The organism is Prevotella sp. HUN102 (assembly GCF_000688375.1).
Classification (GTDB): Bacteria; Bacteroidota; Bacteroidia; order Bacteroidales; family Bacteroidaceae; genus Prevotella.
On the sequence record NZ_JIAF01000004.1, the window covers coordinates 316,091 to 339,217 of the forward strand.

The 23,127-nt window shown below is 46.5% G+C and carries 19 protein-coding genes, 1 tRNA gene, 3 rRNA genes and 1 pseudogene; 13 read left to right on the plus strand and 11 right to left on the minus strand.

Annotated elements, in window-relative coordinates; translation table 11 throughout:
- Positions 1-268: 268 nt before the first annotated feature.
- Both P150_RS0106105 and P150_RS0106110 read left to right on the plus strand, forming a co-directional pair.
- A complete protein-coding gene (locus P150_RS0106105) occupies positions 269-490 on the plus strand; it encodes a hypothetical protein (protein WP_028896916.1) in 222 nt (73 codons plus the stop codon).
- Positions 491-504: 14 nt separating this feature from the next.
- Positions 505-699, plus strand: a complete 195-nt coding sequence (locus P150_RS0106110; protein ID WP_028896917.1) for a hypothetical protein — start codon at positions 505-507, stop codon at positions 697-699.
- A gap of 226 nt (positions 700-925) precedes the next feature.
- Here P150_RS0106110 and P150_RS0106115 read toward each other — a convergent pair whose 3' ends face one another.
- The 8 genes from P150_RS0106115 to P150_RS0106150 all read right to left on the minus strand — a co-directional run bounded on the left by P150_RS0106115 (position 926) and on the right by P150_RS0106150 (position 10,570).
- Positions 926-1,240, minus strand: a complete 315-nt coding sequence (locus tag P150_RS0106115) for a transposase (protein ID WP_369793309.1) — start codon at positions 1,238-1,240, stop codon at positions 926-928.
- 322 nt (positions 1,241-1,562) lie between these two features.
- A complete protein-coding gene (locus P150_RS0106120) occupies positions 1,563-1,760 on the minus strand; it encodes a hypothetical protein (protein ID WP_036932093.1) in 198 nt (65 codons plus the stop codon).
- 1 nt (position 1,761) lies between these two features.
- The gene (locus tag P150_RS0106125) at positions 1,762-2,787 is read right to left on the minus strand and encodes a hypothetical protein (protein ID WP_028896920.1); all 1,026 of its coding nucleotides are present in this window, start codon (positions 2,785-2,787) and stop codon (positions 1,762-1,764) included.
- A gap of 279 nt (positions 2,788-3,066) precedes the next feature.
- Positions 3,067-3,179: ribosomal RNA gene (rrf, locus tag P150_RS0106130) — 5S ribosomal RNA — on the minus strand.
- Between the two features lie 161 nt (positions 3,180-3,340).
- Positions 3,341-6,253 (minus strand): 23S ribosomal RNA (locus P150_RS0106135).
- Positions 6,254-6,589: 336 nt separating this feature from the next.
- A 16S ribosomal RNA gene (locus P150_RS0106140) occupies positions 6,590-8,121 on the minus strand.
- Together the 16S, 23S and 5S rRNA genes form the textbook arrangement of a ribosomal RNA operon.
- Positions 8,122-8,745: 624 nt before the next feature.
- A complete protein-coding gene (locus P150_RS0106145) occupies positions 8,746-9,699 on the minus strand; it encodes a BspA family leucine-rich repeat surface protein (RefSeq protein ID WP_028896921.1) in 954 nt (317 codons plus the stop codon).
- A gap of 682 nt (positions 9,700-10,381) precedes the next feature.
- A complete protein-coding gene (locus P150_RS0106150) occupies positions 10,382-10,570 on the minus strand; it encodes a hypothetical protein (protein ID WP_028896922.1) in 189 nt (62 codons plus the stop codon).
- 58 nt (positions 10,571-10,628) lie between these two features.
- Here P150_RS0106150 and P150_RS0106155 point away from each other — a divergent pair, with 58 nt between their 5' ends.
- The 8 genes from P150_RS0106155 (at position 10,629) to P150_RS0106200 (ending at position 15,801) form a co-directional block, all read left to right on the plus strand.
- Positions 10,629-11,027, plus strand: coding sequence for an FKBP-type peptidyl-prolyl cis-trans isomerase (locus P150_RS0106155; RefSeq protein ID WP_028896923.1), 399 nt, complete (start codon positions 10,629-10,631; stop codon positions 11,025-11,027).
- Positions 11,028-11,305: 278 nt separating this feature from the next.
- Positions 11,306-12,028, plus strand: coding sequence for a Bax inhibitor-1/YccA family protein (locus P150_RS0106165; protein ID WP_028896925.1), 723 nt, complete (start codon positions 11,306-11,308; stop codon positions 12,026-12,028).
- 224 nt (positions 12,029-12,252) lie between these two features.
- Positions 12,253-12,747 (plus strand): arginine repressor, encoded by a 495-nt coding sequence (locus tag P150_RS0106175; RefSeq protein ID WP_028896926.1) that lies wholly within the window; start codon positions 12,253-12,255, stop codon positions 12,745-12,747.
- A 166-nt stretch (positions 12,748-12,913) separates the two neighbouring features.
- Positions 12,914-13,117, plus strand: coding sequence for a PspC domain-containing protein (locus tag P150_RS0106180; protein ID WP_028896927.1), 204 nt, complete (start codon positions 12,914-12,916; stop codon positions 13,115-13,117).
- Between the two features lie 30 nt (positions 13,118-13,147).
- Positions 13,148-13,924: a pyrroline-5-carboxylate reductase gene (proC, locus tag P150_RS0106185; RefSeq protein WP_028896928.1), complete on the plus strand. Its 777-nt coding sequence runs from the start codon at positions 13,148-13,150 to the stop codon at positions 13,922-13,924.
- Positions 13,925-14,768: 844 nt separating this feature from the next.
- A complete protein-coding gene (locus P150_RS0106190) occupies positions 14,769-14,954 on the plus strand; it encodes a type II toxin-antitoxin system HicA family toxin (RefSeq protein ID WP_028896929.1) in 186 nt (61 codons plus the stop codon).
- A gap of 80 nt (positions 14,955-15,034) precedes the next feature.
- The gene (locus P150_RS0106195; protein WP_028896930.1) at positions 15,035-15,442 is read left to right on the plus strand and encodes a hypothetical protein; all 408 of its coding nucleotides are present in this window, start codon (positions 15,035-15,037) and stop codon (positions 15,440-15,442) included.
- A 155-nt stretch (positions 15,443-15,597) separates the two neighbouring features.
- Positions 15,598-15,801 carry a hypothetical protein gene (locus tag P150_RS0106200; protein WP_028896931.1) on the plus strand — a complete coding sequence of 68 codons (204 nt, stop codon included), beginning with the start codon at positions 15,598-15,600 and terminating at the stop codon, positions 15,799-15,801.
- Positions 15,802-15,840: 39 nt separating this feature from the next.
- Here P150_RS0106200 and P150_RS17065 read toward each other — a convergent pair.
- Together P150_RS17065 and P150_RS0106210 are read right to left on the minus strand one after the other, a co-directional pair.
- Positions 15,841-16,141 (minus strand): annotated as a pseudogene (locus tag P150_RS17065) (transposase); the annotation flags it as partial.
- A 106-nt stretch (positions 16,142-16,247) separates the two neighbouring features.
- A tRNA-Pro gene (locus P150_RS0106210) sits at positions 16,248-16,320 on the minus strand.
- Positions 16,321-16,512: 192 nt separating this feature from the next.
- On the opposite strand from P150_RS0106210, the gene P150_RS0106215 reads away from it, so the two are divergent.
- Entirely contained in the window at positions 16,513-18,297 is a 1,785-nt protein-coding gene (locus tag P150_RS0106215) for a phosphoethanolamine transferase (protein ID WP_081819289.1), read from the plus strand.
- An 819-nt stretch (positions 18,298-19,116) separates the two neighbouring features.
- On the opposite strand, the gene murF is transcribed toward P150_RS0106215, so the two are convergent.
- On the minus strand, positions 19,117-20,418 hold the full coding sequence (gene murF / locus P150_RS0106220; protein ID WP_028896933.1) for a UDP-N-acetylmuramoyl-tripeptide--D-alanyl-D-alanine ligase: 1,302 nt from the start codon (positions 20,416-20,418) through the stop codon (positions 19,117-19,119).
- 620 nt (positions 20,419-21,038) lie between these two features.
- On the opposite strand from murF, the gene sucC reads away from it, so the two are divergent.
- Positions 21,039-22,181, plus strand: a complete 1,143-nt coding sequence (gene sucC / locus P150_RS0106230; protein ID WP_028896935.1) for an ADP-forming succinate--CoA ligase subunit beta — start codon at positions 21,039-21,041, stop codon at positions 22,179-22,181.
- A gap of 36 nt (positions 22,182-22,217) precedes the next feature.
- The gene (gene sucD / locus P150_RS0106235; RefSeq protein ID WP_028896936.1) at positions 22,218-23,090 is read left to right on the plus strand and encodes a succinate--CoA ligase subunit alpha; all 873 of its coding nucleotides are present in this window, start codon (positions 22,218-22,220) and stop codon (positions 23,088-23,090) included.
- Positions 23,091-23,127 lie beyond the last annotated feature (37 nt).

Here is a 23,127-nt window from a genome sequence, read left to right on the forward strand (position 1 = left end):
AAAAGATATGACCACGGTACGGAATTCTTCCCGACATCATTGATTGACACAGATGTAGAATGCTGCTTCTGCAAATTCTTACTGTCAGATGATCGAGAATCAGGATCACCACGAGGTTAATGATTTTTCAGGAATGTATACTGCTGCCGGTTACAAGATGGTGGGTGTGGTAGAAGACACCAAGGTGTAGAGCGATGCAAGCAACCATCTCTTTGCTTTCAGCAATAGCAAAGGCAAGTTCCTCAAGATAAAGGAAACCGGCAACACGATGCCTTACTTCAGTGCCTACCTGAAGCTCAACGGCTCCAATCAGGCCAAGGAATTCTCATTCCGTTTTGACGACGAGACTGCCGTAACAGGCATTGAGAATATCAACGCTGCGAAGGAGACAGACGACAATGCGCCTTACTACAACCTGAACGGTATGAGAGTGGAGAATCCCGTGAAAGGCGTGTATATCCACAACGGAAAGAAAGTAATCATTAAATAAAAAAGATACTGACAATGAAGAAAAAAGAATATATGCAGCCCATAGTTTCAATAGTCGCCATAAAGGGCGATGCACTGATGGGCGATGAATGGTGGAGCGTAGGAGTGGATACGGAAGAGGAAATCGAGGATGATGATATCGGTGCCAAGCAGGGCAACCTTTCCTCTGACAACTGGGGCAACACTGGCTACACTCCTTGGGACGATTGATATTACAACAAAGCCGCATTCCACATCTGTGGAGTGCGGCATTTTCATTTGACATAGGAAGGTGCTTTCTTCCGATGGCTGTTCAATCTTTGAGAGCGGTATATATAGATTACGACGAAATATACTTCCGTGAGGCACGACTTATACTTTAGTCATCGCTAACATTTAGATTTCCGATGACCTTTCATCGCTGTGAAATGAATAAATTAACGTGAGTTCGACGAATTCAGAATAAAGCAAGCTGTGTGTCCAATGTCCTTTGTACATTGATACACGGCTTCTTTGGAAACAGGCAATAGGCAGCGATGGCCCCCAATAAATTGACGATAAAATTGTCAAAGGACCGATGCCTGGAGTGCTCTACCTGTGCAATGTTCTTGAGCTCATCATTTACCGTTTCTATGATAGCCCTCTTTCTGAGCAGCAGTTTATCCGAAATACAAAATATTTCCGTAACTTTGTCTTCGGTGAACATAGCTATTTTTGTTTGTAATTCTTTGTATTTCAACACTATAAAGTTACAACAAATTTCACTAATCACCAAATTTACAAAGACTTATAATTCGTCGAACTCACGTTAAATTACCACTACTGCCCCATAACTGAAAAGATTTTATTACTCGTTAATTTTTAGGCGCAAGATTTGTTGAGAAACAGGACTTGCGCTATATTCTTTCAATCAGAAGAGAGATTTCGTTATTCGATTAGAGCTACGGAGTAACATTCTTATAAATATGTTCAGCCACAGTTTTGCTCCCTTTGGGTTCAGACTTATCAGAAATTCAAATATTAATTGGAAAGAAGGAATCTGTTGCTACTGTGTTTTTCTCTTTGAATGCAGATGGTATCCTCAACAGACAGACTTAATCTAATGTCCATCCTCCAAGTTCCTCTTCCTTCGCCAGCCCTTCGTTTCCTCCGACCGTTGTTTCATCCGTAATCGGCAAAGAATCTCCCGACAAGGAACCCAATAACGGCTCGCCCCACACACTCACGATACTAATGACCGGCGCAGTATAATTATTCGCCTTCATTCCAATCATCCGATATATATCACACATCTTACCTTTGGACACTCTTTCTTCCATTTCTGATAACGATTCCTTTATACTCCCTGCTTACTCTTTGTCCTGAAAGATTATAGACTGGTGTTTCGGTAAAGCTCTCCAAATCATTGACTATATCTATGAATGTCGTGTTCTCTTCGGGGCGGAGGACAATGAAGTTTCTGGTACTGCTCCCAGCGTCAAGACTGATATACGCAGTATTGTCTCTCAGCGAATCATTGATCCTTACCTTGCGAAATCCGACCACTCCATTTACCATTGATAGTACATATTGTGTGCCATCTGCCTTGATATCTCGACCAGCAGTAGGCTGCAATAGGTTTCCTGTTGGAATTTCTCCGGAAGTCCCAGCCACGTTTATATTATAGTTTCCCTTGGGGGCTTTTATCAGAACACCCGTATTGCCAGCAACTACGCCTCCAATCTCGGAAAGATATGCCGAGTTTCCATCCTGACGTACAACATAATAGGCCTTCAGTCCGTCAATGTTTCCAAAATCCAGTGGATATGCAGAGGAGATGGTTGCATAACCGGCATCTGTTACCCTAAGAGGAACCGTGGAAGGCATCGCAGGATTCTCAGAATATGTAATCCGTATTTTCTGAATCTGGACTGCGCCTCCACTCCCATCTACCGTGAAGACAACTTTCCTTGACTCTCCTTTCCATATTTTTTTCTTTCCGTCAATCTTACCTTGCTGGCCTTTTTTTAATATCGGACTCTTGTTCGTTTTCGTATAAAATGCAATTTCCCTGATATTCACTGCCGACTCTACCGTGAGGAAATTATGAAAGTATATGTTCAACGATTTTGTAGACGCATAATATCTGGAGACAAAGGTTCCTTCACCAATAGTATCAACTACTAAGCTACAATATTTTCCCTGTATATGGGTTATTTCTTCTTCATTCGCATATCCGTTTTGAGAAAAGACTATCTCCTCTGTAAATGGCTGTGCTGACGCCAGACTTGCTGTCAGAAACAACATCAAAATGATTGCATTACGCAAATGTTTTTTCATATGTAATAACTTCCTAGAACAAAAAAAAACTGAAAATCTGAATTTCAGAATAAGTCAAGAAGAAAAATTCCATAAAAACAACATCAGCTACTGGCCGAACACAGGATTTCCATCCGTGCTTTCCACCACGCCGAGCCTTCTTCCATCAAATGCCGCTTCCCCAATCCGGCAGCACTCCACGGAACAGGAACGGCATACGGGTGGAGGAAGCGGAACAGGAACGGCACACATACAAACAAAAAAAGAGTCCCCCGAACTTTCGCTCAAGAGACTCCTAAAAGAAGGCGGCCACCTACTCTCCCGCATTGCATCGCAGTACCATCGGCGCAGCCGGGCTTAACTTCTCTGTTCGGAATGGGAAGAGGTGGAACCCCGGCGCAATAACCACCTGATAAGTTTTATCGGACCACCATCCCCGCTCACTCTGGGGAGGAACCGTAAGGGCGACTATCGCCACAAGCAAAACAAAGGAAAGACGCCGCAAAGAATCCTCTCTCACTTCCGGACCACACGGGGAAACCCGAACCGGAATACAGCTCAAAGCATAAACCAACAAGCGAAAGCTTCGGGCAATTAGTAGCGCTCGGCTTTGACGTCGCCGTCTTTACACCTGCGCCCTATCAACGTCATCGTCTATGACGACCCTCAAATAGGAGCTCTAATCTTGCGGAAGGCTTCGCACTTAGATGCTTTCAGCGCTTATCCATACCAGACTCAGATACCCGGCGGTGCACCTGGCGGCACAACCGGCAAACCGGAGGTCTGTCCACCACGGTCCTCTCGTACTAGTGGCGGCACCACGCAAAACTCCAACGCCCACGATAGATAGAGACCGAACTGTCTCACGACGTTCTGAACCCAGCTCGCGTGCCACTTTAATGGGCGAACAGCCCAACCCTTGGGACCTTCTCCAGCCCCAGGATGTGACGAGCCGACATCGAGGTGCCAAACCACCCCGTCGATATGAGCTCTTGGGGGGGATCAGCCTGTTATCCCCGGAGTACCTTTTATCCTTTGAGCGATGCAGTTTCCATACACTTGCACCGGATCACTATGCCCCAGTTTCCTGCCTGCTCGGCATGTCTGCCTCCCAGTCAAGCGCCCTTATGCCATTGCACTCTGTAAGGCCGGTTACCAATCGGCCCGAGGGCACCTTTGGAAGCCTCCGTTACGCTTTTGGAGGCGACCACCCCAGTCAAACTACCCGCCAAGCAGTGTCCGCACAAATCGCGCGTTAGACCTCAGACAGCCAAAGGGCCGTATTTCAAGGATGGCTCCACCGATGCTGGCGCACCCGCTTCGAAGCCTCCGGCCTATCCTACACATCGGATGACCGAGGTCAGTGCTAAGCTGTAGTAAAGGTTCACGGGGTCTTTTCGTCCCATCGCGGGTAATCGGCATCTTCACCGATACTACAATTTCACTGAGCTCATGGTTGAGACAGCGTCCAGATCATTACACCATTCGTGCAGGTCGGAACTTACCCGACAAGGAATTTCGCTACCTTAGGACCGTTATAGTTACGGCCGCCGTTTACCGGGGCTTCAATTCAAGCCTTCGGATCGCTCCTGAGCTCTCCTCTTAACCTTCCGGCACCGGGCAGGTGTCAGGCTGTATACGTCATCTCTCGAGTTTGCACAGCCCTGTGTTTTTGTTAAACAGTTGCCTGGACCTATTCTCTGCGCCTCCCTGAGCTAACAGGGAGGACCCCTTATCCCGAAGTTACGGGGTCAGTTTGCCTAGTTCCTTAACCATGAATCTCTCAACGCCTGAGTATGTTCTACCCGACCACGTGTGTCCGTTTGCGGTACGGGTTGCGTGAACATGAGCTTAGCGGATTTTCTCGGGAGTATGGTTACCTCTGCTGTCGGACCCTCCCGGGGGAGGCTCCGTACTGTCGGGGTTCGTCTCGGGATGCGGATTTGCCTGCACCCCTCACGGACTACGCCCTTCAACGCCCTATTCCGTCAGGGCGCGAGAGTGTCACTGCTCCGTCTCCACGTCGCTGAACACGCAAGTCACGGAATGTTAACCGTGTCTGCCATCGCCATCGCCGTTCGGCTGAGACTTAGGACCCGACTGACCCCGGGCTGATTGGCATCGCCCGGGAAACCTCGGTCTTGCGGCGGGGGGGAATCTCACCCCCCTTGTCGTTACTTATACCTACATTTGCTTTTCCATGCGCTCCAGGATAGGTCACCCGCACCATTCGGCGCACATGGAATGCTCCCCTACCGATACTTTTTATATACAATGCTATCCCGCGTCTTCGGTATCCGGCTTATACCCGATTATTATCCACGCCCGGACCCTCGACTAGTGAGCTGTTACGCACTCTTTGAATGAATGGCTGCTTCCAAGCCAACATCCTAGCTGTCACCGGGACCAGACTTCGTTAGACTAACTCAGCACGGAATTTCGGGACCTTAGACGGCGGTCAGGATTCTTCTCCTCTCGGGGACGGACCTTAGCACCCGCCCCCTTACTGCGCGACTCCAGTCCGTGAGCATTCGGAGTTCGTCAGGTCTCGATAGGCGGTGAAGCCCTCTCGACCTATCGGTCGCTCTACCTCTCACGGAGAACATCGCACGCGGCACCTAAATGCCTTTCGGGGAGTACGAGCTATCTCCAAGTTTGATTGGCCTTTCACTCCTACACTCACCTCATCGGGAAGCTTTTCAACGCTTATCCGTTCGGTCCTCCATCCCGTGTTACCGGGACTTCAACCTGGGCAAGTGTAGATCACTTGGTTTCGCGTCTACCCCATCTGACTAAACGCCCTCTTCAGGCTCGCTTTCACTGCGGCTACGGGGCTGAGCCCCTCAACCTCGCCAGACATGGTAACTCGTAGGTTCATTATGCAAAAGGCACGCCGTCACACGCAGGGCGTGCTCCGACCGCTTGTAGGCGGATGGTTTCAGGAACTGTTTCACTCCCCTCGCCGGGGTGCTTTTCACCTTTCCCTCACGGTACTCGTACACTATCGGTCTCACGGGAGTATTTAGCCTTGCCGGATGGTCCCGGCGGATTCACACAGGATTTCACGTGTCCCGCGCTACTCAGGATACCGCTACGCTCCCTCGGGCTTCGAGTACAGGCCTGTCACCTTGTACCGGGATTCTTTCCAGAATCTTCCTCTCGCCTCCGGGATGCGACCCCGCGGTCCTACAACCCCCGCAGCGCGTCGCCACGCCGCGGGTTTGGGCTGCTCCCCGTTCGCTCGCCACTACTGGGGGAATCATTGAATTATTTTCTTTTCCTGCAGGTACTAAGATGTTTCAGTTCCCTGCGTTGGCCTCCCGGCAGCAGCCGGGATGGCATCCCTCCAGGATGCCGGGTTGTCCCATTCGGAAATCCCGGGATCAAAGGTCATTTGCACCTACCCCGGGCTTGTCGCAGCTTATCACGTCCTTCATCGCCTCCGTGAGCCTAGGCATCCGCCATCCGCCCTTATATACTTTCTGCTCGACTCGGCTCCAAAAAAGGAGCGAGTAGCTCATACTTTCAGCTGTATCTAGAAATCATTTGCGCACACACTCCACAAAGGAGCGCGCACTTTCGTCTTTACTTTACAGTTTGCTTGTGTCAATATGTCAAAGATCGTGCATTCCCGCAAACGCCAGAGGCGCGGGGAACGGAAGTGAAGACGGAGGGCTCGAACCTCGGACGGCGGGCCTAGAACCCGGATCTCCAGAGTCAATACAGAGCGAGGCGCAGCACAAGAAGGGAAATGAACCCACCAATGAATACCAAACGCAACTTCCGAACAGGAAAACTTCCCCGGAAAAGGCACCCTCTCCAGAAAGGAGGTGTTCCAGCCGCACCTTCCGGTACGGCTACCTTGTTACGACTTAGCCCCAATCACCAGTTTTGCCCTAGGCCGCTCCTGGACGGTTACGGACTTCAGGCACCCCCGGCTTTCATGGCTTGACGGGCGGTGTGTACAAGGCCCGGGAACGTATTCACCGCGCCATGGCTGATGCGCGATTACTAGCGAATCCAGCTTCGTGGGGTCGGGTTGCAGACCCCAGTCCGAACTGGGACCGGCTTTGAGGATTGGATGGAGCTCGCGCGCCACCGACTTTCTGTACCGGCCATTGTAACACGTGTGTAGCCCCGGACGTAAGGGCCGTGCTGATTTGACGTCATCCCCACCTTCCTCGCACCTTGCGGCGGCAGTGTCCCCAGAGTGCCCGGCATAACCCGATGGCAACTGGGGAGAGGGGTTGCGCTCGTTATGGCACTTAAGCCGACACCTCACGGCACGAGCTGACGACAACCATGCAGCACCTTCACAGATGCCCCGAGGGGCGTCACCATCTCTGGATCCTTCATCTGCAATTCAAGCCCGGGTAAGGTTCCTCGCGTATCATCGAATTAAACCACATGTTCCTCCGCTTGTGCGGGCCCCCGTCAATTCCTTTGAGTTTCACCGTTGCCGGCGTACTCCCCAGGTGGGATGCTTAACGCTTTCGCTTGGCCGCCGGAGCAAAACACCGACAGCGGGCATCCATCGTTTACCGTGCGGACTACCAGGGTATCTAATCCTGTTCGATACCCGCACCTTCGAGCTTTAGCGTCAGTCGCACTCCCGTAAGCTGCCTTCGCGATCGGAGTTCCTCATGATATCTAAGCATTTCACCGCTACACCATGAATTCCGCCTACGTTGCGTGCACTCAAGCCAGCCAGTTCGCGCTGCAGTGCGGATGTTGAGCATCCGCATTTCACAACACGCTTGACAGGCCGCCTACACTCCCTTTAAACCCAATAAATCCGGATAACGCCCGGACCTTCCGTATTACCGCGGCTGCTGGCACGGAATTAGCCGGTCCTTATTCATGCGGTACCTGCAATAAGCCACGCGTGGCCCACTTTATCCCCGCATAAAAGCAGTTTACAACCCATAGGGCCGTCTTCCTGCACGCTACTTGGCTGGTTCAGGCTCCCGCCCATTGACCAATATTCCTCACTGCTGCCTCCCGTAGGAGTTAGGACCGTGTCTCAGTTCCTATGTGGGGGACCTTCCTCTCAGAACCCCTACTGATCGTTGCCTTGGTGGGCCGTTACCCCGCCAACGAGCTAATCAGACGCATCCCCATCCCGGTCCGATCAATCTTTAGTTCCCGTCAGATGCCCTCAGGGAACCCCATGCGGTATTAGTCCGTCTTTCGACGGGTTATCCCGCAGGCCGGGGCAGGTTGGATACGCGTTACTCACCCGTGCGCCGGTCGACGTCCGAAGGATGCAAGCACCCAACGCCGTTTCCCCTCGACTTGCATGTGTTAAGCCTGTAGCTAGCGTTCATCCTGAGCCAGGATCAAACTCTCCACTGTAAAAATATGTGTACCGGCGGAATCCTACCGAAGTGAAAACAACGGGAAGGATGCGCCGAGCTGTCTCTGTTCCAGAATGCCTATCCTATAATGAAAGTATCAAGTCCAAAAGTACCTGTTCGATATGTTCGGTGTGATGTGTAATGGGAAATGGGAAATGTGTGATGGGAAATATGAAATTTCGCAAGGACACAGAACCACAAGACCACAGGGCACACACACCGGAATTGATAAGGTTCGTTTCTTATACCCGTCCGCTAAAAAAGCGGACGCTTCTTGTACTACTACTCTGTATTATGTAAATCTATTCAAAGAACTCTTTCTTAATGCGCTCAACTGAAACTGCTGAAAGGCTCATTTCTGAAAAGCGATTGCAAAGATACGCAAAACTTCAATACGCACCAAACAAATCAAGATTATTTTTTCAAAAAATGTGATTTTTACGCATATTGATTGATATAAATCAATGTTATTTGGTCTTACACATTATATAATATATAAGAGCGAAACAAAATCTAAAAAGAGAATATAAAACAAGTCGCCCCCGAAAGCTATGCTCAGAGGCGACTCTTTTTAAGTATCCTTTTTTATGTTTTATTTAAAAATCTTGTGGCGAGAGGCTTTTTATCTGCGAATTATCTTGCGCACAGTACCGTCTGCCATACGCACGATGTTCAGTCCCCGCTGCATTTCGTTCTGACGTCTGCCGTCCAAAGTATAAATATCCTTCACTTCCGTTGCATTTTCTGCCGCCACTACGGCAATTCCATCGGCAGTCTTGCGTGTGAAATAACCAGTATCGGGGTTAGCCATAGAAACATCTGTTTCATCTTCGTTATACGCTACTGCTCCCACGAGTTTTTTGCTGGCTTTGAACATTTGGTCTGATTTTTCGCATTTCCACGTATCATTACAATAGATGGTGGTAAGTTCCGAACAAAAACCAAACATTCCTTCCATAATTGCAACATTCTTTGTGTCAAAGTTAGAAACATCGAGTGAAGTCAGAGACGAACAGCCATAGAACATACCGGACATATCTGTAACATTCTTCGTGTCAAAGTTAGAAACATTAAGCGAGGTTAGAGCGTCGCAATTGTAGAACATACAATTCAGATCTGTAACATTCTTTGTGTCGAAGCGAGAAAGATCAAGCGAGATCAGAGATTTGCAACCACCAAACATAAAATTCATATCGGTTACTTCTGAAGTATTGAGATTCTCTATACTTTCTATCTTCTCCAGTTTTTTACAGCCAACAAACCAAAAAGCAGTGGACTTCGGACGATAATCTTTAAACGATGCGTCGAACACCGCCAAAGTAGTTACGCTATTGAAGCCATTATCGACTACAACCCAAGCAGGATATGGAATGGGATCATCTTCGATTTTTACGGTTTCATCTATCCCATACACTTTCCCCGTGCGCGAGGCTTTCTGCATATCATAATAGAAAGTCAAGGTTGAGCCGTCTGCCACAACATAGGCTTCCTTGCCTTGCGCCATCGCTACAGAAGGAAAGACGAGCATCGCCACCAACAAGGCGACGAAAACGAAGAGTAAATTTTTCTTTTTCATACATTTTAAAATTAAATTGTTAATAAATATATTAAGTTAATTCTCTAACTATGAACAACAGCACTTCGATGTGTTTCGGCAACAGCCAAAACAGACAGGCTCTGCCCACATTCCATAAGTTTGAGAAATGTGAGCAGAGCCTAAGTTTACGACCTCAATTAAACCGTGTTCAGAAACAGCCTCTAAAGCCTCTCGGGAAGCCGACGCAAGCCCCCCCCCGGAGACGGAAAGAGAGCGCGACAGAGCGCAGCTAAAAGGTCTCTGTGTCGATATTTTGATGCAACGCAAGAGTCTCCTTGCCATACGGTCGATTGTTTATTTCAGTTATACTGTTCGACTGCCGCAGACAGCAGCGATAAATCTGTTTCTAATATTCGCTTTCAAAGATAATGCTTTTTTCTGAACACGACAAAGAATAAGGCTATAAAAGTTGCATTTACTATATTTTTCCCTCAATCAGTTCCACTAAATAAGTGATGAAAATAATGTGGAAACGAGAGACTAATCAGAGAAGATTGCAAGTATGCGAAGAATGCGTTCCATTCTTCGCACGTTTGCATTGCATTCTTGCGAAGATTGCAATGCATTCTTCGCACGTTTGGAAGCCGCACGTTTACCCTTTGATTTCCAACTACTTACAAACAAGGATTATTCAACACATTACAAGCTCTGAAATGCTTCCTCAAAACATCATCGCAGCGTAGCAAGCATATTCCTCCCGAGGCTCGTTTTCAGCATATTCCTTGCAAATTTCGGGGATTTTTCGGAACTTTGCAGCAAATCTGTAAGCAGAACCGACCGGAATATCCACAGGCGAGGCAAGCGGAAATGCCCAAGAGCCAACGCGCGCACCACTCCAAGCTATTCCCATTCTGCGAAATCAAGACACACAAAGAGCTTTAGAATAAATTGCAAAAAACGAAAAAGTTATGGCAAAACAAGCGTATGTAAAGAAAAACCTTGAATGGTTGGTAGAAAAGGCAAAGGAGGATGGCGTGCTGCCACTCCCGAAAGGCATATATTATAAGGTAATAAAATCGGGCAGCGGAGAGGGTGCTTCGCCTTCACGGCGCAGCATCATCACGGTCCACTACACCGGCAGAACCATCAACGGAAAGAAATTCGACAGCAGCAGAGGCGGCACGCCACTGGCAATCCGGCTGAACGAACTCATCGAGGGATGGCAGACAGCACTTCAGCAAATGCACAACGGCGATGTATGGGAGATTTATCTGCCGGCGGAAATGGGCTACGGAAAGTTCTCGCAACCAGGAATCCCCGGTGGTTCTACGCTGATTTTCGAGATAGAACTCATTGCCATAGGCTGACAAGAGAGTCGGAGATTGTATGGAAAAAGGCGTAAATATTGCAGCAAATGATTTTGAACACCTACTTAATAAAACCAAAAGATGCAAAAAAGGATTGCTAAATTTGGTTGTATCAGCGCATTCTGCTATATTTGCAAAACATAATATGGCATACGATTTGCATTTAAAATGCTATCGGAACAAGTGCCTGATTGAGCAAGATGCGCATATATAATAATGTGTAATTCCGAAAGAAGGCACACAACAAGCATAAAGACAAACAACAAAATAAGAAAATTATGGATTTCAACAACTATTCAAACTTCACCAACGACCGCAGCCGCGAGTTGGAACTAGCACACGCATTTCCTATGCTTATGCGCAAGGTATATGTATGGATGACGATGGCACTGGCCATTACGGGCATCGTGGCCTACGGAGTAAGCACATCTGCTTCAATGGCATCAATGCTCTATACAAGTTCTGCGCCACTGCTCATTGCCTGTCTGGCAGAATTGGGCATCGTGTTCTATCTGTCCTCGCGCATCTACAAGCTGTCCCTTACTGCCGCTACGGGCTGGTTCATAGCCTTTTCCGTAATAAACGGAATCACGATGGGATGGATTTTCCTCGCATATTCCATCGCCTCCATTGCAAAGACCTTCTTCATTACTGCCGGCACCTTCGGCGCAATGGCCATCGTGGGCAGCACAACAAAGAAGGATCTGACAAAGATGGGCGGTATCCTGATGATGGCACTGATCGGGCTTATCATTGCAAGTCTGGTAAATCTGTTCCTCAAGAGCGGCACAATGGACTACATTGTCAGCGCAATCGGCGTGCTTGTGTTTACCGGCCTTACGGCTTGGGATGCGCAGACCATCAAGCGTCAGTTGATGATGGCACCCGATGCAGGCGAATCGGCACAGAAGATAGCACTTCTCGGTTCGCTCAGTCTCTACCTGGACTTCATCAACCTCTTCCTCTACTTGCTGCGTTTCTTCGGCAGCAGCAGAGATTAAGCACAGAAGCACCTCATTTTAGGAATAAAAGAACGAAAGGATGCAGACTCTTTGGGTTTGCATCCTTTTTCTATTGCATTGCCATCAACCCACGGATTGCCTACAACCGGCACACGGGCATTCCACAAAATTAATATCATTTCTAAATATTTAAACTGATTTTATTTGCAAACAATCAAAAATTTGTATAGATTTGCATTACCAATAGTATAATTATTCAACTTATGAAAGTTAAGACAAACAGGCTCGAGACCCTGAAAATGCTTATCTCCAGTATGGAACTAAGCTCGCAGGAAGAAGTGCTCAAAGCCTTGGAAAAAGAAGGTTTCAAGCTCACACAGGCTACGCTCAGCCGCGACTTGAAACAACTCAAAGTGGCAAAGGCTGCATCGATGAATGGCAAATACGTTTATGTATTGCCCAACGAGACGATGTACAAGCGAATAAGTGCCCCGAGAAGAGCTTCGGATATGCTTCAGCGCAGCGGCTATCTGTCTATCCGTTTCTCCGGACAACTGGCAGTTATGAAGACACGGCCGGGCTATGCGAGCGCAATTGCCTACGATTTGGACAACAGCGACATTCCCGAGATACTGGGTTCGATAGCCGGCGACGACACCATCTTCCTCGCAACGAAGGAAGGTTGCACGAGAGAAGAAATCATCATCTCGCTCTCCTACATCATTCCGGAAATAGGAGACATAACGGACAGCGAGTAAACCGTCGGCAAGGGTAACGCAGAGGCAGCCAAAAGAGCAGAGAGCCTCGCCGCTGCTCCCCACTCCATTGCCTTCCTATTTCCGTATCCACGAGAAAGGACAGCGAAAACGGTATGGCTCTGAACAGAGAACAGACCATCAATCAACAATAAAAGAAATACAGATTATGAGTTTTGATCCTAAGAGAAGACTATTATTGTCGCGCAATGATGTGAAGATTGCCGGCGTTTGTGGCGGTATTGCAGAGTATTTAGAGATAGACCCGACCATCGTGCGTGTTGTCTACACTGCGCTGACACTCTTCAGTGCTGCATTTCCGGGCATAATTCTCTATATCCTCCTTATGCTCATCATACCCAAAGCGCAATAATAACATAACCGGACAGTACAGGAATAACGTATGAAAATATCAGTTATCGGAGCAGGCTCAATGGGTGGCGCATTTGCCGAGGGTCTGTTGAAAGGAAGTATATTCGCACCTGAAGACATAACCGTGGCGAATCCACACGAAGACAAGCTGCACCGCTTTGCCGAAATGGGTGCAAGCATTACTACAAGCAACGTTGCCGCGGCGATGGATGCCGACATTATCGCCATAGTCGTAAAGCCTTGGCTGGTGGAAGAGGTGCTGAAGGAAATCAAGCCCGTGTTCAATCCGGAGAAACAAATGCTCATCAATATGGCTGCGTCCGTCAAGAGTGCGCAGATTATCGACTGGATGGGCGGCGACGGCCTTTCCCTGTTTCAGGTAATGCCCAATATTTCCATTGCCCTGAAGGAATCTATGACGCTCATTGCGCCCATCGGAGCCTCATCCGACCAGACAAGTACCGTCAAGGAGATTTTCGACGACCTCGGACAAAGCCTCATTACGGACGAAACTCACTTCGCTGCCGGCACAACGCTCGCAAGCTGTGGCATCGCCTACGCTTTGCGCTATATTCGTGCAGCATCGGAAGGTGGCGTGGAAATAGGTTTCAAAGCCGACCTCTCAAAGGAAATCGTACTCCAGACGCTGAAGGGTGCCGTGGCGTTGCTGCAGGAAAGCGGCGAGCATCCCGAAGCAATGATAGACAGAGTTACCACCCCGGGAGGACTTACCATCAGAGGACTGAACGAAATGGAGCACGCAGGCTTCACGTCGGCAGTCATCAGAGGACTGAAAGCTGCGTTGTAAATTTCTGTCAAACACTTCATCTCCTTTCAGATTCTTCCGAACAGAACTGTTTTCGCCTCTGCATTCAAAGGCAAAAAGGCGCATCAAGTTTCCTTGATGCGCCTTTTTATTATCGGTACGAGATCTGTCAAACGCCCGTTCACTATGTCCCGAACGTAGTGTACTACCAGCAGGCTCGCTGTTTGAAAAGCCAATGATTAGCAAAGCAGATGTACATAATCAAAGAAGATTTCTCATTGTTTTCTCCTTGTGGGCTTATAAAATGAATAAGTTCCAACTGATATAAGAATAGCTAAAATACAATTATCTATACTAAAAATTTCACTCCAAACAATAGTATGAGGTGGAAACACTAACTCAACAATAATAGCCATAAAGAATAAGGCTACGGAAGTTAGTAATAAATCAAGTATGAAATCTATGAGAAATCGTATCATAATAAGAATATTTTTTCAGTTTTAAAATTTAGTTTGTAAAGATGCGACAAAGTTATGCAAAAAAAGGATAAGACTAAAATAAATATTGTTTTTTTTTAATACTTTAACAAAAGAGAGATAATATTTACTTTTCAAGATTTGATGATGTATTCAATGTGAGATTAATAACTCTCCAAAACTGAATTATCTTTGCAAAACAGGGAACGGTACAGACAGGCACGATTCTCCGAAGCATTCCTTTCCTGACAGAAAACGAAAAACTCTACTTCAAATTGAGAACAAAAAATCATCCGGTACGGCTATTTAAATGTTTTAAAATAGACAATAGAACGTTTTTGTTCCAAAAATATTTGGAGACTTGGAACAAAATCGTTACCTTTGCATTGTTCATTTAAAACAAGCGATCTATGAAGTATTCTGAATTTTACAAGTTGATTGAACAGCATGGCTGGACAATCAAGGGAGGAAAAAGGCACTACAAATATGTGCATCCTGACTTCCCTTACTCAATTCCAGTAGGTCGGCATAAGACACAGGAAATTCCGAAAGGAACTTTGAATGCTATGTTGAAAGCTGCCGGGTTGAAAGACTAAAGAGCTTCTATGAAAGCTTCCCACTCCTTCGGGAGTGGGTTTTAAGTGAACGTCTTTGATAAGAGGTAAATTAAAAAGATATGAAGAAAATTGTTGCAATTATAGAAAAAGGCGAAGATGGCGGTTATAGCATCTATGCAGCCAATGACCTTCCACTCTTTGCAAGTGGAATGACAGAGCAGGAAGCAAAAGACGAATTCAGCAATTTCGTTCAGGAACAGGCTGAATATATGAAAGAGAGAACAGGAGAATATCCCGTATGGTATAATGTGGATGGAAATGAAATAGAGTACCACTATGATATGTCTGCTTTCTTCCTTGCCTTTCCGTTTATTAATGTTTCAGAACTTGCCAAGAGTATTGGCATTAATCCCTCGCTAATGCGCAAGTACAAAAACGGATTAGCAAAAGCCAGTCCAAAGCAGAAAGACCTAATTCAGCAAAAGTTCGATGATATTATAAATAGGTTGAGTCTTGTAAGATTCTAAAATCCTATCGCTTTTAAATGAACACCTGAGCCTCTTGACATTTCATCTGTCAAGAGGTTTTTATTGCGTAACATATATTTTATTACGTTATTTAAAATAAATTTAGTATCTTTGGCTCATAATCTATTAGTATAAACATTAACTAAAGATTTTTTATGAAATCAGCTTATGCTGTAGATTTATTAGACTCATTAAAAATCGGGAGTAAAGTTAAAATGAAGGTTGCTAACCTTGAAGAATATACAACGAGAACCATATCCTCTGAAGAGATAAATAACATTATCAAGACATATCAATATTATAAAGAATTGGGAGGAGAAATTGAATCCCCTGATATTCCAATCAATCAAGATAATTAAAAATATTGCGCCACACAAAAAGTAGGAAAAAGGTGGAGATTATGCATATAGCTTTAATATTCTGAATAGAAAGAATCTCTTGTCTGCCCCTCTCTGAGGTTTGCTCTAAACTGTTTAATTTTAGCTTTGAAGGTTCACTCGCATTAGAGGATTCGTTTTAATAGAAGTTCAATATGTCCTCATAGTGTTCATAGAAAGTTGTAGCAATCACATTGAAAGAGTGAAATCCAGCTTCTTCGACCTTATTGCACCATTTAGCCATGCATAGTCTGGCAGCATCCTTAACAGTATTCTTTGCAAATATCATCCACAAGGAACGAGATAGGCTGTAGTTGCTTTTAGTCTAGGGTGTATCTCAAACACAGGGGTTCGCCGATTTTTCGCCGACTTCAACACCCCCGACAAAGCAAAAGGAACTGAATATCAGCTCCTTTTGTTCCTATAAGTCGGGATGAGGCGACTCGAACGCCCGACCCCTACGTCCCGAACGTAGTGCGCTACCAACTGCGCTACATCCCGATACATTGCCCTTGAAAAGCAAATCGACTGCAAAGTTAAAGAAAAAAACTAAAAACATTGCATTTTTTCCCGAAAATTATCAGTCAGGTAAAAAGAAAGAATGTTGCATTTATAAGAATATTGCATAAAAAATATGTAAATTTGCAGCACGTAATACGACTACACACCTCTCAAAGAAAATAAAAACAGACGATGAAGGCTAAATTAATCGGACTATTTCGCAAAATAATCACTCCTATCAGAAAGGAACTTGCATTCTTTCTATTTACCGTGATGCTGACAGGCTATCCTATCATTCTCGACTTCATTGCCAACCTGCCCTTATTCGGCTCCATCATCCGGCTATCGAGATATATAGGTATGAACTTATTCATAGCCTATCTGCTTACCATCATTGTCCATATCTTCCGTTCAAGGATAGTGAAAATCGTTTTCTATGCACTACTGTCCACGCTGGCACTCACAGATATTTTCCTCAGACTGGCTTTCGGGCAGCAGTTCTCTCCCACCGTCATCCTGTTGTTGGGCGAAACAAACCATCACGAGTCGGCAGAATTTATCAACACTTTCATCCTCGGGCAACACGGTATCATCATCCTACTGATTCTCTGCTGCATCATTAGCGGCATCATCCTACTGGAAAGAAGGGCTGAAAGCATAATAAAAAGCATCAGTAAACGGCATATTTCTGTAAAAATCATCGGTTCTCTCCTCTTTGCCTATCTGCTGATTGCAGGTGGATGGAAAGCGAGAATATACTACACGCTACTGAGCAATCCGACGAGGATGGAGTTGGAGGAATGGGCCACATCGAACAGGAGTGGAGCGTGTACAGACCTTATTACCTGTGCCGCCTACTCATTTGTAGGCGCAAACAGCCTCTGCAACGACATCAAGATAGCCAAACAGACTTCTCAAAAGGTCTGCGACACTACTGCAAGGGTAGAGGAAGATTCCACGCTCACCATTGTCTACGTGCTCGGAGAATCGTTTATCAAGTATCACTCTTCGCTCTACGGCTATGCCAACGACACCAACCCACGACTGAAACAGGAGCAGAACGCAGGCAACCTGTACGTGTTCAACGATGTGGTAACGCCCTACAACCGTACTTCCTTCACGATGAAAAACACATTCAGCTGCAACAGTCAGGCAGCAAACGAGCACTGGGCGGACTTTCCTCTCTTCCCGACTATCTTCAAGCAAGCCGGATACAAGGTGTTCTTCTGGGACATTCAGAAGACATACGATGAAAAGGAGATGTATTCCATCTCCATCAATTCGCTCCTCTACGACAAAAAGATGAAGCGGCTCACGTATTCCGAACTGTCAAGCAGGCGGCCATTCGCCTACGACGGAGACCTCGTGGTGGATTTCTTCTCGAAAGACAGAACGCCCTCTGGGCGAAATCTCGTGATGTTCCATCTCATCGGTCAGCACGTTGATGCCGACAAACGATATCCACACACGGCAGAATTTGCAAGATTCAAGCCCAAAGACATACGGAGAAACGAGGACTACATTACCGAAAGAATGAAACAGGAGATTGCACACTACGACAATGCAACGCTATACAACGACTACGTGCTCTCGGAAATCATCCATCATTACCGAAACAAGAACTGCATTCTCGTGTATTATTCCGACCACGGCGAGGAAATCTACGACTACCGTCCGTCGCTTGGCAGAAAACTTACGCCAATGTGTGCGAACCTGCTGAAGTATCAGTTCGACATTCCCTTTATGATTTGGTGTTCAGATACCTACAAACAACGGCATCCCCGCACGATAAAGCGTATCTCGGCTGCCCTGAACAAGCCCTTTACCATCGACCACGCAGCACACCTGATGCTTTCGCTCGGCGGCATTCACACCCCATACTACCGAAAACAACTTGACATACTGGGTCCGGATTACAATCCCGGACGCAGAATCGTAAATGACAACATTGACTATGATAAGGCAAGATGGGAATAAATCTCTCTTGCAAGCCGCTTCTTTCTAAGATTCGGTGTACTTCATTAATAAATATAAAAGAGCTTTGAGTCTCCGGTGCGTGAGTGTCGGAGACTTTTTTATTATTCTCTTGCGTATTTTTTATATTCTGAAAGAACAACAATTCGCTTTTCGACTGTAAATTTTAATTACTCAAAATCGCACATATTTTTTCTACAATCTGGAGATTCTCAAAGGAGATTTTGATAATTGGAATACCATTTTCGGAGTACTGCACTTCAATTATATGAAGATGACGATGCGTTCTTGCGAAGATTGCCATCCGATTGTCGTAAGAATGGGAGAGGTAAGTGCGAAGAAAAACACAGAAAACAAGGCTTATAAGTCCGTTTTATAGTTCTGTTTGCGAACCAATCGGAGATAATTATATGCACAAATCAGGCCTTTACACTATATGCTATTGAAAAATAGAGTCTTATAGTTGCACAGGCAAAACTCGCGTATTTGAGAATAAAAAATATTTTGTTCAGAATAATCGAATTATGGAGAGCGTTTTGTCAAGATAATTTACAAACAAAACATTCAAATTCGGAATAAAACAAACAAGTGTACAAATCAACGAGTTCGCAAGCAGGCTTGTGCGTTTATCTTACTATTGCAGTCTTACTCTGCAAAATTATTTTCTCGAACAAAAAAGCTGCCTACTTGTAAACTCGCCAATCTGTTGTTTTGTAGCTGATGAGTTCGGGACGCTGCCCGAACTCAGGTTTATACATATCAATATTGCTACTAATCTTAACTATCTGCTTCTCTGAGCGTTCTCCTTTGACGGAAGCGTGCTTAGAGCAGTTCGGGCAGTTCAAACAACTTCGTGCCGTTGCTGCCTTTTATTAATATGTAATGATTCTTGGGTTGAGCTTTCCGAATCTCTGCCTTAACCTCTTCCACATCCTTGAATTTACGGAAATCGGTGTCAGTCTTTGCAAAGTTGTCGCCCACGAGCCATACATCCGTAATGCCGGCAGCCTTGACAGCGTCTGCCACCTTCTGATGCTCTGCGTCCGTAACATCGCCCAGTTCGCGCATATCGCCGAGAATCGCCATTTTGTTCTCCACATTCATCAGACGGAAGTTCTCAATAGCGGCAGCCATACTGGAAGGATTGGCATTGTAGGCATCCACCACCAGTTTGTTGCTTGCCGTTTCCGTGAGCTGCGAACGGTTGTTGCTCGGAACGTAGTTCTCCAATGCGTGGCAGATTTGCTGTGGTGCAACACCGAAATGCAAGCCTATGGCAATGGCAGCAAGCATATTATCGAGATTGTAAGAGCCTACAAGATGGGTAAGCACTTCTTTCCATTCGCCTCCATTCTCGTGCCAACGGAAACGGAGGAAGGGCGCACAGTCCACTACTTCGCCCTGAATGTTTGCCGTTTCGTCCTGTCCGTAGGAAATGATACGGTCGAACTCCCGCTGTTCTGCCATTTCGGCAAGATCGGAATTACTTTCGTTCAGGAAAAGCAGGCTGCCGTGAGCCTTCATATAGTCGTAGAGTTCGCCCTTGGTGCGCTTTACACCCTCGAAACTGCCGAAGCCCTGCAAATGGGCACGGCCTACATTGGTTATGAGTCCACAGGTAGGCTCAACATAAGCAGCGAGCTTTTCGATGTCGCCTTCGTGCGAAGCTCCCATCTCTATCACGGCAATCTCGTGTTCCGGACGGATACGGAGCAACGTCCGGGGCACGCCCACATCGTTGTTGAAGTTGCCTTCGGTATGGAGAACATTGTATTTTTCGGCCAGAACTGCCGAAATCAGCTCCTTGGAAGTGGTTTTTCCGTTCGTACCCGTAATGCCGATAACCGGAATCAGAAACCGACGACGGTGCTCACGTGCCAGTTCCTTATACGTGATGAGTGCATCATCAACAAGAATCAGCCTTTCGTTCCCCTCTTCGGCATACTCTTTCTCATCGATAACGGCATAACTGCACCCTTTCTCCAAGGCTGCCTTAGCGAATTTGTTGCCATCGAACGATGCACCTTTCAGCGCGATGAAAATACTTCCTTCGGGACAATTACGGCTGTCGGTAGTAACAACCGGATGCGCTTCGTACAACTTATATAATTCTTGAATATCCATTGCGTGCTGTTTAAGTTACTTGCAAAGGTAGTGCAAAACCGAGATATGTCAAAACTCTTGCTGCTTTATTTACAGGAATCATCTAAATTCACTATACATTACAAAAGCATAGCACAAAGACAGGCAAAAGGGAAAAAGAAAAACAAGGAAAACCGAGCAGCGACCGAAACGTATCAAATTGTCAGAACATCCGTTCTTCATTCTTTTGAAACTGAGAAAAAACTATTCGGAAACGGGTGTTTTTTCTTCGTTCTTGCTTGCATTTCTCAAAGGGAATTTGTATTTTTGTCCCCATTAACAGACGATATTGTTTTTATTGACACTACTGACACCACGTGAATGTTGCTAATACCAAAACAAAAATAGCAAAACTATCATTCGTCAGCATTCTCAAGGACGCACGGAGGCAAGGCTCTCAGACCGAAATTCCAACGTCCACGCCGATTTGAGAGAGTGCAAGCCCTCAATTATCGACTAAAAAACTAATATCTGCAAAATAAGGATGGAAAGGCAAAGAACTGACATTGAACCTGAAGGTTTCGGATAAAGACCTGATGTGTATGTAAGTTTTATAAGCCATTCACAATAAGAAAGTTTTTTATTAACTAATTATATTTACTATGAAAGTCTATGAATATCAGGCAAAGGATATCTTTGCTGCTTATGGTATGGCGACACAGAGAGGTTTCATCTGCCGTACACCGGAGGAAGCCGTTGAAGCGTGGCGTAAGCTCGGAGTTGAGTTAGCTGTCGTTAAGGCACAGGTTCACACTGGTGGCCGTGGTAAGGCAGGTGGTGTGAAACTTGCTAAAACCGAAGAAGAAGTTAAACAGCGTGCTACCGACATTCTCGGTATGGACATCAAGGGATTTACCGTTGACCGAGTGCTCGTTTGCGAAGCTGTCGATATTGCTTCAGAGTTCTATGTAAGTATCGTTATCGACCGTAAGACAAAAGGTGTCATTATGATGCTTTGCCGCGAAGGTGGCGTTGATATCGAGACAGTTGCGAAGGAAACTCCTGAAAAGATTGTCAAGATTCCTATCGACCCACTGGTTGGTATGCCTGATTACCTCGCCCGCGAAGCTGCATTCAAGCTGTTCGACGATATGAAGTATGTGAAGCAGGCTGCTCCTATCCTTCAGAAGCTCTACAAGCTCTTCATCGAAAAGGATGCGTCATTGGCAGAAATCAACCCCCTCGTAATCACAGAACAGGGACAGGTTATGGCTATCGACGCTAAGATGACATTCGACAACAATGCCCTCTTCCGCCATCCGGATATCTTTGAGATGTTTGAACCAACTGAAGAAGAGAAGAAGGAGCAGGACGCTAAGGACAAGGGATTCAGCTACGTGAACCTCGGTGGCGAAATCGGCTGTATGGTAAACGGTGCCGGTTTGGCTATGGCTACAATGGATATGATCAAGCTCTATGGCGGCAATCCTGCAAACTTCCTCGATATCGGTGGCAGCTCTAATCCGACAAAGATTGTTGAAGCAATGAAGCTGTTGCTTTCAGACGAGAATGTAAAGGTGGTTCTCATCAATATCTTCGGCGGTATCACTCGTTGCGACGACGTGGCAAAGGGATTGATTGAAGCATTCAAGCTCATCGATACCGATATGCCTATCGTTATCCGTCTGACAGGTACCAACGAGGCTGAAGGCCGCGAACTCCTGAAGGGCACCAAGTTCAACGTTGCCCACACGATGGGCGAGGCCGGCAAGATGGCTGTTGAATTGTGCAACTCAGTAAAATAATAACCGAATAGTCGTACTAAATAAAAACAAAACAAAATGAGTATATTAATCAACAAAGATACACGACTGATCGTTCAAGGTATTACTGGTCGTGATGGAGGTTTCCACGCAAAGAAGATGAAGGAATATGGTACTAACGTTGTAGGCGGTACCTCTCCGGGCAAGGCAGGTCAGGAAGTTGAGGGCATTCCTGTGTTCAACACCGTGAAGGATGCCGTTGCTGCTACCAATGCCAACACATCTGTAATCTTCGTTCCTGCCGCATTCGCAAAGGATGCTATGCTCGAAGCTGCCGACGGAGGCATCAAACTCATCATTTGCATCACTGAAGGTGTTCCTACACTCGACGTTGTTGAGGCATACAGATACATCCGCGAAAAGGGTGCAAACCTTATCGGCCCGAACTGCCCGGGTCTGATTTCTCCGGAAGAGAGTATGGTGGGTATTATGCCTACAAACATCTTCAAGAAGGGGCACACCGGCGTTATCAGCCGTAGTGGTACATTGACCTACGAGGTTGTGGCAAACCTCACGGCAGCCGGTATGGGACAGACAACGGCTATCGGTGTAGGTGGCGACCCTATCGTAGGACTTTACTTCCAAGACCTGCTCGAAATGTTCGAGAACGATCCAGAGACCGACAGCATTGCACTCATCGGCGAAATCGGCGGCGATGCCGAAGAGCGTGCGGCAGAATACATCAAGGCACATTTGACAAAGCCTGTCGTAGCATTCATTTCCGGACGCGAAGCTCCGAAGGGCAAGCAGATGGGACACGCCGGCGCAATCATTTCAAGTGGCTCGGGTACGGCGGCAGAGAAGGTGGCGGCATTCGAGGCAGCAGGCATTCCGGTAGCGCGCGAAACCAGTGAAATCCCTGCATTGCTGCAAGGACTTATGAAGAAGTAGCAGATTGAGGATTTGCGAAGCCGGCGGTCTTATCAGA

Bases quoted from the DNA above. Each gene is read 5' to 3' on its own strand.
- P150_RS0106105 (WP_028896916.1), top strand. From the start codon at position 269: ATGCCTTACTTCAGTGCCTACCTGAAGCTCAACGGCTCCAATCAGGCC.
- P150_RS0106110 (WP_028896917.1), top strand. From the start codon at position 505: ATGAAGAAAAAAGAATATATGCAGCCCATAGTTTCAATAGTCGCCATA.
- P150_RS0106120 (WP_036932093.1), bottom strand. From the start codon at position 1,760: ATGTGTGATATATATCGGATGATTGGAATGAAGGCGAATAATTATACT.
- P150_RS0106125 (WP_028896920.1), bottom strand. From the start codon at position 2,787: ATGAAAAAACATTTGCGTAATGCAATCATTTTGATGTTGTTTCTGACA.
- P150_RS0106145 (WP_028896921.1), bottom strand. From the start codon at position 9,699: ATGAAAAAGAAAAATTTACTCTTCGTTTTCGTCGCCTTGTTGGTGGCG.
- P150_RS0106150 (WP_028896922.1), bottom strand. From the start codon at position 10,570: ATGGGAATAGCTTGGAGTGGTGCGCGCGTTGGCTCTTGGGCATTTCCG.
- P150_RS0106155 (WP_028896923.1), top strand. From the start codon at position 10,629: ATGGCAAAACAAGCGTATGTAAAGAAAAACCTTGAATGGTTGGTAGAA.
- P150_RS0106165 (WP_028896925.1), top strand. From the start codon at position 11,306: ATGGATTTCAACAACTATTCAAACTTCACCAACGACCGCAGCCGCGAG.
- P150_RS0106175 (WP_028896926.1), top strand. From the start codon at position 12,253: ATGAAAGTTAAGACAAACAGGCTCGAGACCCTGAAAATGCTTATCTCC.
- P150_RS0106180 (WP_028896927.1), top strand. From the start codon at position 12,914: ATGAGTTTTGATCCTAAGAGAAGACTATTATTGTCGCGCAATGATGTG.
- proC (WP_028896928.1), top strand. From the start codon at position 13,148: ATGAAAATATCAGTTATCGGAGCAGGCTCAATGGGTGGCGCATTTGCC.
- P150_RS0106190 (WP_028896929.1), top strand. From the start codon at position 14,769: ATGAAGTATTCTGAATTTTACAAGTTGATTGAACAGCATGGCTGGACA.
- P150_RS0106195 (WP_028896930.1), top strand. From the start codon at position 15,035: ATGAAGAAAATTGTTGCAATTATAGAAAAAGGCGAAGATGGCGGTTAT.
- P150_RS0106200 (WP_028896931.1), top strand. From the start codon at position 15,598: ATGAAATCAGCTTATGCTGTAGATTTATTAGACTCATTAAAAATCGGG.
- P150_RS0106215 (WP_081819289.1), top strand. From the start codon at position 16,513: ATGAAGGCTAAATTAATCGGACTATTTCGCAAAATAATCACTCCTATC.
- murF (WP_028896933.1), bottom strand. From the start codon at position 20,418: ATGGATATTCAAGAATTATATAAGTTGTACGAAGCGCATCCGGTTGTT.
- sucC (WP_028896935.1), top strand. From the start codon at position 21,039: ATGAAAGTCTATGAATATCAGGCAAAGGATATCTTTGCTGCTTATGGT.
- sucD (WP_028896936.1), top strand. From the start codon at position 22,218: ATGAGTATATTAATCAACAAAGATACACGACTGATCGTTCAAGGTATT.